This is a genomic window from Arthrobacter bussei, from assembly GCF_009377195.2.
In the GTDB taxonomy this organism is placed as follows: domain Bacteria; phylum Actinomycetota; class Actinomycetes; order Actinomycetales; family Micrococcaceae; genus Arthrobacter_D; species Arthrobacter_D bussei.
This window is the reverse complement of sequence record NZ_VJXX01000004.1, coordinates 23,369-36,053: the sequence shown is the minus strand read 5'-3', so window position 1 is coordinate 36,053 and position 12,685 is coordinate 23,369. Positions and strand designations below refer to the sequence as shown.

At 68.7% G+C, this 12,685-nt stretch carries 11 protein-coding genes; 5 read left to right on the top strand and 6 right to left on the bottom strand.

All coding sequences use genetic code 11. The features are described from left to right. Positions 1-43: 43 nt before the first annotated feature. From FNH21_RS12160 to hisD, 6 genes are all read right to left on the bottom strand, one after another. Positions 44-1,357, bottom strand: coding sequence for an ABC transporter substrate-binding protein (locus FNH21_RS12160; RefSeq protein ID WP_191931925.1), 1,314 nt, complete (start codon positions 1,355-1,357; stop codon positions 44-46). A gap of 377 nt (positions 1,358-1,734) precedes the next feature. After that, positions 1,735-3,330: an alpha-amylase family glycosyl hydrolase gene (locus FNH21_RS12155; RefSeq protein WP_152816051.1), complete on the bottom strand. Its 1,596-nt coding sequence runs from the start codon at positions 3,328-3,330 to the stop codon at positions 1,735-1,737. 164 nt (positions 3,331-3,494) lie between these two features. Next, entirely contained in the window at positions 3,495-4,343 is an 849-nt protein-coding gene (locus tag FNH21_RS12150; protein ID WP_277819757.1) for an amino acid ABC transporter ATP-binding protein, read from the bottom strand. Further along, entirely contained in the window at positions 4,336-4,950 is a 615-nt protein-coding gene (locus tag FNH21_RS12145) for an amino acid ABC transporter permease (RefSeq protein ID WP_152816047.1), read from the bottom strand. The genes FNH21_RS12150 and FNH21_RS12145 overlap by 8 nt, the downstream gene beginning before the upstream one ends. Before the next feature lie 82 nt (positions 4,951-5,032). After that, positions 5,033-5,842 (bottom strand): ABC transporter substrate-binding protein, encoded by an 810-nt coding sequence (locus tag FNH21_RS12140; RefSeq protein WP_152816044.1) that lies wholly within the window; start codon positions 5,840-5,842, stop codon positions 5,033-5,035. Beyond that, complete coding sequence (hisD, locus tag FNH21_RS12135) at positions 5,839-7,182, bottom strand: histidinol dehydrogenase (RefSeq protein ID WP_152816041.1); 1,344 nt, start codon at positions 7,180-7,182, stop codon at positions 5,839-5,841. Before hisD ends, FNH21_RS12140 begins: the two co-directional genes overlap by 4 nt. Before the next feature lie 72 nt (positions 7,183-7,254). On the opposite strand from hisD, the gene FNH21_RS12130 reads away from it, so the two are divergent. The 5 genes from FNH21_RS12130 (at position 7,255) to FNH21_RS12110 (ending at position 12,641) form a co-directional block, all read left to right on the top strand. Further along, a complete protein-coding gene (locus tag FNH21_RS12130) occupies positions 7,255-8,169 on the top strand; it encodes a LysR family transcriptional regulator (RefSeq protein ID WP_152816038.1) in 915 nt (304 codons plus the stop codon). Between the two features lie 77 nt (positions 8,170-8,246). Then, positions 8,247-9,710, top strand: a complete 1,464-nt coding sequence (locus tag FNH21_RS12125) for a protein adenylyltransferase SelO (protein WP_152816036.1) — start codon at positions 8,247-8,249, stop codon at positions 9,708-9,710. A 43-nt stretch (positions 9,711-9,753) separates the two neighbouring features. Next, positions 9,754-10,734 carry an ATP-binding protein gene (locus FNH21_RS12120; protein ID WP_152816033.1) on the top strand — a complete coding sequence of 327 codons (981 nt, stop codon included), beginning with the start codon at positions 9,754-9,756 and terminating at the stop codon, positions 10,732-10,734. After that, positions 10,734-11,423: a response regulator transcription factor gene (locus FNH21_RS12115; RefSeq protein ID WP_152816031.1), complete on the top strand. Its 690-nt coding sequence runs from the start codon at positions 10,734-10,736 to the stop codon at positions 11,421-11,423. The genes FNH21_RS12120 and FNH21_RS12115 overlap by 1 nt, the downstream gene beginning before the upstream one ends. Positions 11,424-11,582: 159 nt before the next feature. Then, entirely contained in the window at positions 11,583-12,641 is a 1,059-nt protein-coding gene (locus FNH21_RS12110; protein ID WP_152816028.1) for an ABC transporter substrate-binding protein, read from the top strand. Positions 12,642-12,685 lie beyond the last annotated feature (44 nt).

The following is a 12,685-nucleotide window of genomic DNA, read 5'->3' as shown; positions in this document are numbered from 1 at the left end:
AACGAGGGAGTGAGCGCCGGTGGGGCGCTCACTCCCGGAGGCGTCAGCTTCCCGAGACGGTCTCCTCGGCGAGGCGCTGCATCTCCTGCATGCCGTCCTCGACCTCGGTCTGGCCGAGGAGCACCTCGACGAGGACCGGGCGGATCGCGTTGGTCACGGGCGCGCTGAACGGGTCGTTCGGGGCGGGCATCGTGGCCGCGATCGTCTCGTTGGCGGCGACCGCGTACGCGGAGCTCTCGTCGGTGACGATCCCCTCACGCGCCGGGTAGGCGGCGGGCACGGACGCGTTCGAGGCGTCCTCCCCCACGGAGGAGGCGATCATCTGGAAGAGCATGTCCTTGTCGAGCTGCGTGTTCTCGGGGATCGCCCACCCGTCCACCGACAGGCGGCTGAACAGGTACGGGGCATCGGCGGCGAGTGACGGCGGAGCGGCGAATCCGAACTTGTCGAAGTTGGGCGAGTTCGATTCCAGTGTGAGGTCGTTCATGCGCCCCGAGAACATGATGGCCATGGCCGCATTCCCGTTGAACATCTGCTGCTGGACCGACGGCTGGTCGAAGGTGGTGACCTCCGGGTCCATGTACGGCAGGAGCGACTTCAGGCCTTCGAGCGCCTCGCGCGAGCCGTCCGAGGTGAACTGCGGCTCCCCCGCGTCGAGGAAGTCCGTGCCCGTCGAGTTCATGGCGGCCTGGTAGATCGTGGAGACGTCCGCGGTGGCGCTCATGGGGAGGGCGATCGGGTACTCGATGTCGCCCTGCTCGCGGATGGCCTCGGCCGCCGCGATCATGTCCTCGAAGCTCTCGGGGGCGGTGAGGTCCAGCTCGTCGAAGATGTCCTGGCGGTAGGCCATGACGTACATCTGCGCCTGCATCGGCAGTGCGTACAGCTTGCCGTCGTAGGACAGCGCGGAGCGCATGCCCTCGTTCAGGGCGTCCAGTTCGTACTTCTCCCCGTACTCGGCCACGAAGTCGTCCAGCGGGACGATGCTGCCGGCGGAGGCGATCTCGGGGACGGCGAAGCCGTATGTCTCGAGGATGTCGTAGCTGCCGGTATCGCCGGAGAGCGTCGCCGTGGTCTTGGTGACCTGTCCGCTGAAGTCGATCGGGTCGTGCTTGAGCGTCACGTTCTCGCGGGTGCAGCTCTTGACCATGGTGTTCGTGAACGGATCGATCGCCGACGAGTTGTAGGCGAGCACGTTCACGGTGGTCTCGCCCTCGGGCATCGTGTAGTCGCACTCGACGGCGGTCGCGTCCTCGGCCCCGGTCCGCGAACCGGCACCACAGGCGGTGAGGGACGTGAGGCTGGCGGCGATGACCATCGCGGTGATGCCGGTACGGATCTGTGTGCGGTTTCGCATCATGGGTCCTCTTCTGGTGTCGGGAGGGGAAGCGCATCGTGCATCCCGTGGGGTCGCGGAAGTGGCCCGGGCAACGGCAGGCCGTTGTGCCAGGACGTGATCTGTCCGCGCTGCGTACACTCGCCGTGGGCGGGTCACCAGGTGAACCCGAAGTGGCCATGGAGCCATGGCCTGGCGCGGTGGATCCCCGGTCCCGTCCCTAACATCAGTCGCTCCCCAACGGTTGCGACACCTGCGGTTCCGAACGGATCTCCACCTGATTCAGAGTGTAGGCGGCAGCACCGACGCCCGAACAGCGTTTGCCCCACCCTCACTCCTGCTGTAGGGGGGACCCGAGGACTCCGGTCCCGGACACGTCGGTGGATGACGCCGGCGTGTCAGGGCGCGCGCACCAGCCAGGCGCCGGCGTCAGGAGGGAGCAGCCCATCGCCGGTCAGGGGCGCCGTGGCGAGGAGGAGGTCACCGGCGGGCAGCCGGGCGGGCTGGTCCCCCATCGCCATGACCGCGAGGAACCGGCCCCCTCGCGCGCACACCAGCAGGCCGCCGTCCTCCACCCGGAAGCCGGCCTCCCCCGCGGGGACCAGCGTCCCGTCGGCGACCAGGGAGGTCCGCAGTGCGAGCGCCGTCGTCACGAAGGTCAGCATCGAGTCCCGGTCCTTCCGTTGGTCCTCGATCGAGTACCTCCCCCAGAACGACGGCGTGGGCAGCCAGGGTGCGTCCGTCCCCGCCGGCGAGAAGCCGAAGGACCCCTCCTCCGCCGTCGTCCAGGGCAGCGGGATGCGGGCGCCGTCGCGGGAGATGCCGCCGCGCAGCCACATCGGGTCGACGCGGTCCCCGACGGGCACGTCGACCTCCGGCAGGCCCAGTTCCTGTCCCTGGTAGAGGTACGCTCCACCGGGCAGGGCGAGCACGGTGAGCAGGGCCGCCCGCGCCCGGGCCTGCCCCCTCGCCCCGCCGCCGTAGCGGGTCACGGCCCGGACCACGTCGTGGTTCTCCACGGACCACGCCGGAGCCGCGCCGTGGGCGGCGTGTGCCGCGGTGAGCGCGCCGGCGGCCGAGCCCCAGGTGGCGGCATCCCAGGGCACCTTGACGAAGGGGTAGGCGAACGCCTGGTGCATCTCGTCCGGCCGGACGAGCCGGGCCGCCCGGTCGGCGTCGAGGTTCACCTCGCCCACCAGGACGCGCGCGGGCGAGTATCCGTCCGCGATCACACGCCACCGCCGGTAGACCCCGTGCAGCTCCTCCTGGTCCGTGAGGTGCGGATTGAAGCGCAGGCCCCGCGCGACGGCGGCCGGGTCCTCGGCGTGCGGCAGGCCCTCGCTCTTGAAGAGCCCGTGCGCGACGTCCACCCGCAAGCCGTCCACCCCGCGGTCGAACCAGAAGCGGATGACGTCCTCGAAGAAGTCGCCGACGGCCGGGTTCCGCCAGTTCCAGTCCGGCTGGGCGGAGGAGAAGATGTGCAGGTACCACTGCTGGTCGGTGTCCGAGCCGGGGTGCGCACGCGTCCAGGACCGGTCGCCGAAGGAGGAGATCCAGTTGTTCGGCGGGGTGTCGCCGTCGGGCCCGTCCGCGAAGTGGAAGAGATCCCGTTCGGGTGAGCCGGGTCCGGCGGCGAGGGCGGCCTGGAACAGCGGGTGCTCCGACGAGCAGTGGTTCGGGGCGATGTCCATGAGGACGCGCAGGCCCAGGCCGTGGGCGGCGTCGAGCACGTCGTCGAAGTCCGCCAGGGTCCCGAACAGGGGGTCCACGCCGCAGTAGTCGCTCACGTCGTACCCCTGGTCGACGTGCGGCGACGGCTGGAAGGGGGTGATCCAGAGGCCGTCGACGCCGAGGTCCGCGATGTACGGCAGGCGCGCGGTGAGGCCGGGGAGATCGCCGACGCCGTCGCCGTCGTGGTCCGCGAAGGAGCGAGGATAGACCTGGTAGACGACGGCGTCCCGCCACCACTCCGCCTGCGGGTCGGTCCCCGTCATGGGGCACCGTCCGACGGATGTGGGACAGGACAGAAGCGATCACGGCACATGATGCGAGCCTACGACGCCCTCGGCCGTCAGGTCATCGACCTCGACACTCATACCATGCTGGTACCGACATCGCCCGCCGCACCCGTTTCATCCGGGGGTCACTCATCCGGGGGTCACGCAGCGGGCGGTTCGACTGCCAGACCGGACCGCTTGAGGAGTGCGTAGGTCTTGGCATGCTTCGGCTTGAAGAACACCTCGTTCGGCGTCCCCTTCTCCACGATGACGCCCTGGTCCATCACCACGATGATGTCGGCGATGTCCCTCGCGAACTGCATCTCGTGGGTGACGATCACCATGGTGGTGCCCTGCGCGGCAATCGCCTTGATGACTGCGAGCACTTCCTCGACGAGTTCCGGGTCCAGGGCCGAGGTGGGCTCGTCGAAGAGCATCACACTGGGATCCATGGCCAGCGCCCTGGCGATCGCGACGCGCTGCTTCTGGCCGCCGGAGAGCTTGGACGGGTAGTTGTCCTTCCGGTCCAGCAGCCCGACCCTCCGGAGGTTCTCGAGCGCGTGCTGCTCGGCATCCGGACGGGACATCTTCTTCACGTCCTGCAGCGGTGCCATCACATTGCCCAGTGCCGTCTTGTTCAGGAACAGGTTGAACTGCTGGAACACCATGCCGAGGTCGGTGCGCTTCTGCGCTGTGACGGACGCCTTCTCATCGACCAGCTTCCCGCCGCGCTCCTCGTACCCCACCATGTGGCCGTTCACGAGGATGCGCCCGCTGTCGATGGTCTCGAGCTTGTTCATGCAGCGCAGCAGTGTACTTTTACCGGATCCGCTGGAGCCGAGGATCACGACCGTCTGCCCTTTGTGGACGTCCAGGTCCACGCCTTTGAGGACCTCGATCCGGTTGACCTCCTTCCGCGTACCCCGGAGCCGTCCCACCATCCCCGGGGTCTTGGTCACGGTGAACGTCTTGTGGACGTCCCGGACACTCACGATCACTTCGTCAGACATGGATCCTCGCCCTCTTCTCCAGTGCGCTGACGATACGTGACAGCGGGAGGCTGATCAGCAGGTACAGCAGGGCCGCGGCCGTGTAGACCTGCGTGGTCTCGAAGGTCTGGGCATTGATGATGTTCGCAGTCTTCAGTATCTCGGTCACCGCGATGACCGAGGTCAGGGCCGTGTCCTTGACCATGGCGATGAAGTAGTTCCCGATCGGTCCCAGCGAGACGATGAAGGACTGCGGGAGGACGACCTTCCACAGCGCCTTACCGGGGGTGTAGCCGAGGGACAGGGCGGCCTCGGTCTGACCCGCTTCGACGGACAGGATGGCCGAGCGGAACACCTCGGACAGGTAGGCCGCGTAGTTCAGGCCCAGTCCGAGGATGCCGGCGGGCACAGGATCGATGTTGACCCCGATAGCGGGAAGCACGAAGAAGATGTAGACGAGCTGCACGAGGAGGGGCGTGCCGCGCATGACCTCCACGTACACCAGGGCGATGCCCCGAAGGATCCTCGACTTCGAGATCCGGGCGAGGGCCACCAGCAGACCGAGGACGAGGGCCAGAGCCATCGCCCCCAGCGCGAGCTGGATGACGATCGGCGCGGCAGCGAGCAATCGGGGGAAGTAGCTGAGCGTGCTCTCGATGAATTCGATGACCGGACGTCCTCTCGACCTCGGTGGTTCGGTGAAAGGGCGGTCAGTCGACGGCGTTGCTCTCGGTCAGTCCGTACTTGGCGAGGATCTCCATGTAGTCGGGTGAAGCCTTGAGCTCGGCGAGCCCGGAATTGAGTTCCTCGAGCAGTTGCGTGTTCTCCTTCGGGACGGCTGCGCCGATGAGGCCCGGGAAGAAGGGTTCGTACGGGTCCACGATCTTGATCTTGTCGTTCGGGTTCTGCACCAGGCTGTAGGCGACGACGGCGGCGTCGGTGAAGACGACGTCCACCTGCTTGTTCTCGACCGCCGTGAGCAACGCCGCCTGCGAGTCGAAGTACTTGATCTCCTTCGGCTCGAGGGATTCGGCGAGTTCGATGAAGGTGGTGCCGGTCTGGACGCCGATCACCGTGCCCTTGGCGTCGTCGCGATCGGTCATGTCCGAGTCACCCGGAACCACCATGCCCTCGCCCTGCTGATACCAGGTGTCCGTGAAGTTCACTTCTTCCTTACGGACGTCGGTGATGTACATGGCATCCACGACGGCGTCCGCCTTGCCGGCCTTGATGGCCGGGATCAGGGTGGCGAACTCGGAGACGAAGACCTCCACCTCCCAGCCCTTCTTGTCGGCGATCCAGTTGATCATCTCCCCGTCGATACCCTGCAGGGCGCCGGCGTCGTCGGTGAAGGAGAACGGGGCATCGTTCGAGGTGGCGATCGTGAGGGTCGTGATCTCACCGTCTCCTCCGCCACCACCGGCCTCTGCACCGGCGTCGCCGCCGCCGCATGCCGTGAGCGCCAGGGCGATACCCATAGCCCCGGCTGCCATTGAGAGTGCTGCTCGCCTGCTGTTCATGGTTGCTCCTCGGTAGGTGCTCGGTGCCCGAAGCGGGCGATGCGGTAGTCGGCGGTGCGCTGGTGGGCTTCCATGCCCTCGTACGCGGAGATCTCGGAGACGAGCGGAGCCAGGTTCATGGTTGCCGAGCGGTCGATGCGCTGGAAGGTCAGCGGCTTGAGGAACCGCGAGACCGAGAGGCCCGCGGAAGATCGCGCTCCCCCTCCGGTCGGCAGGACGTGATTGGTGCCGGTGATGCCCTTGTCCGAATAGGCGACCGTGGACCAGGGACCGAGGAAGAGGGACCCGTAGTTCGTCAGATTCTTCTGGTAGTAGGCATCGTCGGCCGTGATGACCTCCAGATGCTCGGGCGCGAGCACGTCCATGAGTTCGACGGCAGTGGCGCGGTCCTCCGCCACATACACCGTCCCGTAATCCCGCCAGGCAGGTCCGGCGATGTCCCTGGTGGGAAGGTCTTCGAGCTGGCGGTCCACTTCCGCGATGACGGCGACCGCGAGGTCGCGCGACGTGGTGACGAGAGCAGCAGGAGATTGCGGGCCGTGCTCGGCCTGCCCGAGGAGATCCGCAGCAACGATCACGGGGTCCGCGGTGTCGTCGGCGATGACTGCCACTTCCGATGGGCCGGCGAGGAGATCCATGCCCACCGTGCCGAAGAGCTGGCGTTTGGCCTCGGTGACGTAAGCGTTGCCCGCGCCGACCAGCATGTCCATCGGCTGCTCACCGAGGTGCCCGAAAGCCATGGCAGCGAGCGCCTGCACTCCGCCGACGACGAACGCGCGGTCGACGCCCGAGAGGTACGCGGAGTAGAAGACGGCCGGGTTGCCCGCTGTCGGCGTCGTGGGAGGGGAGCAGGCGACGACGGTCGGTACACCTGCCGTCTTGGCCACGCCCACCGTCATGAAGGCGCTCGCGAGGATCGGGAAGCGCCCGGCGGGGAGGTACGCCCCCACACGCTGGACCGGGATGTATCGCTGTCCGACGACCACACCGGGCATCAACTCGGTCTCGAAATCCTGGAGGTGCTGCAACTGGAGACCGGCGAACGCCTTGGTTCGCTCCGCACCTGCCTCGAGGGCCGCCCGCAGCGCCGGTTCAAGCACGTCACCCGTGCGGCGAAGGTCCTCGGCGCTCATTTCGACGTCTCCTCCGCCCCAGCCGTCGAGGACCCTGGAGTACTCGGCGACGGCGTCCCTGCCGCCCTTCTGAATGACGGACAGCATCTCGGAGACGGTTTCAACGACTTTCGGGAGACGTTGCGCCGGTACTCCACCGATCGCGGCGTCCTTCACGCATTCGTATGAACCGCTGATGAAGGAAGCGTAGTGGTCGTTCAGTTCCATGCCGGAAGCGTAGGTCTCCGGTCGATCATAGGGGAACCTACCTCTTCCCAGTACGAGCTATAGCATTGTCCTATGACCCTCAACCAGCTCCGCGCCTTTCTCGCCGCCTACTCCTGTGGGTCGTCGAGCGCGGCTGCAAAGGAGCTCGGTATCAGCCAGGCGTCGGCGTCGCAACTGATCTCCCGGTTGGAGGACGAACTCGGATGCTCCCTGTTCACGCGGACGTCCAGGGGGCTCTCCCCGTCACCCGCAGCAGAGGAGCTGCATACGCATGCGCTCGACTGCGTCAATTCGGCCCGAAGGGGCGTGGAAGCCGTGCAGGCACTTCATCGGGTGACAGGTGGCGTGTCGACCTTCGGAGTACTGCGCTACGCGGCCAATTACGACCTTGCGGACCTCGTGGTGCAATTCCACCGGAAGTACCCGGACGTCCGGGTCCGCATGATCGGCCTCAATTCCCATGTGGTCGCCGCTTCCGTGGCCACTGGGGAGATCGAGTGCGGACTCGTCGTCCTGCCCGTCGACAGCGAGGAACTCGACGTGCGGAAGCTGGCCAGGGACGAGGTGCGCTTCATCTCCTCCACACGCGACCCGGATGCCGGTCCCGTCACCATCGAAGAGCTGGCAGAAGCGAAGCTCGTCCTCTATGACGCGCACGCCGGGTGGATGGACCCCACCCGGCGCCAACTGCAGGACCGGGCGAATCTCGCCGGCCTGTCGATCGAGGGCCAGATGGAAGTGGAGCACGCCGAGACGGCCTACGACCTCGTGGCTGCAGGTGCTGGGGAGTCATTCATGGCCAAGGGGATCCTCGCTTCCCTGCGCACCGAGGACCGCGTCAGGAGCTTCCCCTTCGCCGAACCGCTGTACGACACCATCGCGCTCGTTCAGCGCAAGCACGGCTACCTCTCCCCCGCCACGCGGCGCTTCTCCGCCCTGGCGCAACAGGCGGTCGCCGCGCAGGAGGGCCTGACAAGCCTCGTGTAGACGGACGGCGCGTTCACTGTCAGTGCAACCCGGACCTGCGCGCCGCAACGACGGAAGGCGCGGCGTACCGTGGACGGATGAGCGTACCTCTCCGGTCCAGAGTCACCCTCGACGGTCGCTTCGCGCGGGAGCTCCCCGAGATGGCGGCCGCCTGGCAGGCGGATCCCACACCCGATCCCCGCCTCCTCGCCCTCAACGAGGGCCTCGCCGGGGAACTGGGTCTCGACGCCGCCTTCCTCCGCTCCCCCGAGGGGCTGGCCCTCCTGACGGGGACCGCCGTCCCCGAGGGTGCGACGCCCGTAGCGCAGGCCTACTCCGGTCACCAGTTCGGGAGCTTCAACCCCCGCCTCGGTGACGGCCGCGCACTGCTCCTCGGAGAGCTCACCGACCGCACCGGCGCCCTGCGGGACATGCACCTCAAGGGCTCCGGCCGCACGCCCTTCGCGCGCGGCGGCGACGGGCTCGCCGCCGTCGGGCCCATGCTGCGCGAGTACATCGTCAGCGAAGCCATGCACGCCCTCGGGGTGCCGACCACCCGGTCCCTCGCCGTCGTCGCGACAGGCCGTGACGTCCGGCGGGAGACGATGCTGCCGGGGGCCCTGCTCACCCGCGTGGCGAGCAGCCACCTGCGCGTCGGCAGCTTCCAGTACGCCGCAGCCAGTGGGAACCAGGACCTGCTGCGTCGCCTCGCCGACCACGCGATCGGGCGGCACCACCCGTCGGCGGCGGATGCCGCGAACCCCTACCTCGCCCTGTTCGAGCACGTGGTCAGCGCCCAGGCACGGCTCGTGGCGCAGTGGATGCTCGCGGGCTTCATCCACGGGGTCATGAACACCGACAACATGACCATCTCCGGGGAGACCATCGACTACGGGCCCTGTGCCTTCATGGACGTCTTCGACTACGCCACGGTCTACAGTTCCATCGACCACGCGGGCCGGTACGCCTACGCCAACCAGCCGCTGATCGCCGAGTGGAACCTCGCCCGGCTCGCCGAGGCCCTGCTGCCGCTCATCGGGGAGGACCAGGAGGAGGCCGTCACGACGGCCGTCGCAGCGCTCGAGGCGTTCCGTGCCCAGTACAGCGCGGCGTGGCTCGCCGGGATGCGGGCGAAGCTCGGACTGCCCGACGGCGTCCCCGACGACGTCGCCTCACCGCTCGCCAACGATGCCCTCAGCCTCCTGCAGGAGAACCACGTGGACTACACGTCGTTCTTCCGGGGGCTCTCCTCGGTGGTGCGCGGGGACCCGCGGCCCGCCCGGGACAGGGTGCTCGACGTCGCCGCCTTCGACGCCTGGGCGGAGCGGTGGCTGGCGCTCGGGCCCGACGCCGACGCCATGGATGCCGTGAATCCCGTGTACATCCCGCGGAACCACCTCGTCGAGGAGGCGCTGGAGGCCGCGACCGCCGGCGACCCCGGACCGCTGGACCGGCTCGTCGACGTCGTCCGCCGTCCGTTCGAGGAGCGCCCCGGGCTGGAGCGCTACGCTGCCGGACCGCCGGAGGACTTCGGGAAGTACACCACCTACTGCGGGACCTGAGGGAGCGGACCGGCCCGACGCACGTCCCCCCTACACTGCTAACGTGACCTGGCTCTACTACTGCTCCGCCGCAGGGGCCGCACTCGGCCTCCTCCTGGTGTGGCGGATGCCGCTGCCCGTGGTGGTCCGGAGTGCGGCCGCGGCGTTCTTCGTCCTCCTCGCAGGCCTCTTCCTCGCGAGCGCCGTCCTGCCGTCCGGTGACACCCTCGCCGCCCTCACCTTCGACACCCTGGCCATCGGGTCCATGATCGCGCTGTTCCTGATCGTGCGCTCCTGGCTCTCGGACCGCGCCGAGATCAGCCGCCTGCGCAGCATCGCGCAGCGCAACGCGGACCAGATCTCCGTGGTGAGCCACGAGATCCGCACCCCCCTCGCGCTGATCCGCGGCGCGGCGGACCTCCTCGGCGAGCGCTCGCCGGGTCCGCTGACCGACAGCCAGGCCCGCTTCGTCACGACCATCAGCGGCAACTGCCACGCGGTGATCGCCCTCGCCGAGGACCTGCTGACCCAGGCGCGCATCGACGCCGGGATGTTCGAACTCCACCTCCACCGGGTCAACCTGCGCACGCTGGCCTCCACCGTGATCGCCGAGCTGCGCCAGCTCCATCCGATCCAGTTCGCACTGGACTGCCCGGGCGCCCCACCGAGGGCATGGGCCGACGACGCCCTGATCCGGCAGGCCATGACCAATCTGATCAACAACGCGGTGGCCCACGCCGCCAACGCCAGCCTGATCACCGTGCGGATCGTCCGGGCCGACGACCAGGTGCTCATCTCCGTCAGTGACGACGGCGAAGGCATGGCGGAGGCCCAGCGACGGGAGCTGTTCACCCGCTTCGCCAGCGGCCGCCCCCTCCAGGACGGCACGGGACTCGGGCTGGTGATCACGCGGCAGATCGTCCAGATGCACGGGGGCGACGTCTTCGTCGACAGCACGCCGGGGCGCGGGACCACCATGCTGTTCAGTCTGCCGGAGCGGACGCCGGGCACGGCACTCCCCCGGCCGGTGGCGGCCGCCCGGTGATGGAGCACCCACACCTCGCCCTGGTGGTCGACGACGAACCGCAGATGCTGGACATCGTCACCTTCGCCCTCGAGACCCAGGGCTTCGCGAGCGTCTCCGCGAAGGACGCCGAGTCCGCGTGGAGCCTCTTCCGGAACCGCCAGTTCGATCTCGTGGTGCTGGACGTCATGCTCCCGCAGTCCTCCGGCCTCTCGCTGTGCCGCCGCATCCGGGAGGTGAGCGCGGTGCCCGTCCTCCTGCTCACGGCGAAGAGCGGTGTGCAGGACCGGATCGCCGGGCTCGAGGCCGGGGCGGACGACTACGTGACCAAGCCCTTCCACCCGCGCGAGCTCGCCCTGCGCGCCGAGGCGATCGTCCGCCGCACCGCCGTCGCGCCCGCGCCGGTGGAACTGGTGCACGGGCCGCTGCGCGTGGGGCAGGACGCCGCGACCGTCCACGGACGCTACCTGCACCTCTCCGCCCTGGAGCTCAGGCTCCTGCGGCGGCTCGCGAGCGCCCAGGGCCAACCCGTCTCCTTCCGCGACCTCCTCCTGTCCGGGTGGCAGATCGACGAGGGCCCGGGAGGCCGCGAGATGCTGAAGACGGCGCTGTACCGCGTGCGCAAGGCGCTGCACGGCGAGGGGATGCCGCGGGCCATCCGGGCCGTCCGGGGTGTCGGTTACGAGCTTCCCCGCCCCGGGCGCGACTGAGGCGTAGCCGGGGAGTGAAGGTCACAGGGCTGTGACCGAGCGTGACCGTCGTCACCGTTGCGGCCCCTGGCCGGTCGATACGGTGAACGTGCATCCTCCACCCGGCTTCCGGGTGGCCGACGGGCAGCGACGACGCTTCCCCCCACGAAAGGCAAGCCCATGAAGCGCACCGCAGCGCTCACCGCGGCCCTCCTCGGTTCCGCCACCCTCGGACTCTCCGGCTGCGTGGTCGACGACACCCAGCAGGCATCGTCGGACGGCGAACTCGGCGGCACGCTCACCGTGGCCTGTGGGGCCATGGAGGACTGGTGCCAGGCCATGACCACCGCCTTCACCGAGAAGACGGGCGTCCAGACGGACTTCGTCCGGCTCTCCTCCGGCGAGACGGTGGCCCGCCTCGAGGCGGCCAAGGACTCACCCGAGTTCGACGTGTGGCACGGCGGTCCCGCCGACGGCTACGGCACGGCTGCCGCCGCCGGGCTGCTGGAGCAGTACGAGTCCCCGAACGCGGCCCAGATCCCCGAGAAGTACCGGGACGAGGACGCCTACTGGACAGGCGTCTATGTCGGAGCCCTCGGCTTCTGCTCCAACCAGGCGAAGCTCGACGCCCTCGGCGTCGACGTGCCGACGGCGTGGTCGGACCTGCTGGTCCCCGAGCTCAAGGGCCAGGTGTCGACGGCACACCCCTCGACCTCGGGCACCGCGTTCACCACCCTGTGGACGCAGGTCACCCTGGCCGGAGGCGACGAGGACGCCGCGTTCGACTACATGCGCGGACTCCACAACAACGTCCTGCAGTACTCCAAGAGCGGCACCGCGCCCGGCCAGGCGGCGGGACGCGGTGAGGTGGCGGTGGGCCTGGTGTTCACGCACGACTGCGTCAAGTACAAGGAAGCGGGCATGAACGACCTCGAGGTCTCCCTGCCCGAGGAGGGCACCGGCTACGAGGTGGGCGGCGTGGGGATCGTGAAGGGCACCGACAACCTCGCGGCGGCGAAGGCCTACATCGACTGGTCGCTCACCCCCGAGGCCCAGGACATCGGCCCCACGGTGGGCTCCTACCAGGTGCTCACCAATCCCGGGTCGGTGCAGGACGACCGCATGATCGATCTCGAGACCACCAACCTCGTGGACTACGACTTCGAGGCCGCTGCCGCCGCCAAGAAGGAACTCACCACGCGCTTCGACGAGGAGATCGCGGCCCAGCCGCGCGAGTAGCCGGCACCCTCCCGCCGACCGCAGCCCTCCCCCGCCCGAAGGAG

Bases quoted from the DNA above. Each gene is read 5' to 3' on its own strand.
- FNH21_RS12160 (WP_191931925.1), bottom strand. From the start codon at position 1,357: ATGCGAAACCGCACACAGATCCGTACCGGCATCACCGCGATGGTCATC.
- FNH21_RS12155 (WP_152816051.1), bottom strand. From the start codon at position 3,330: ATGACGGGGACCGACCCGCAGGCGGAGTGGTGGCGGGACGCCGTCGTC.
- FNH21_RS12150 (WP_277819757.1), bottom strand. From the start codon at position 4,343: ATGTCTGACGAAGTGATCGTGAGTGTCCGGGACGTCCACAAGACGTTC.
- FNH21_RS12140 (WP_152816044.1), bottom strand. From the start codon at position 5,842: ATGAACAGCAGGCGAGCAGCACTCTCAATGGCAGCCGGGGCTATGGGT.
- hisD (WP_152816041.1), bottom strand. From the start codon at position 7,182: ATGGAACTGAACGACCACTACGCTTCCTTCATCAGCGGTTCATACGAA.
- FNH21_RS12130 (WP_152816038.1), top strand. From the start codon at position 7,255: ATGACCCTCAACCAGCTCCGCGCCTTTCTCGCCGCCTACTCCTGTGGG.
- FNH21_RS12125 (WP_152816036.1), top strand. From the start codon at position 8,247: ATGAGCGTACCTCTCCGGTCCAGAGTCACCCTCGACGGTCGCTTCGCG.
- FNH21_RS12115 (WP_152816031.1), top strand. From the start codon at position 10,734: ATGGAGCACCCACACCTCGCCCTGGTGGTCGACGACGAACCGCAGATG.
- FNH21_RS12110 (WP_152816028.1), top strand. From the start codon at position 11,583: ATGAAGCGCACCGCAGCGCTCACCGCGGCCCTCCTCGGTTCCGCCACC.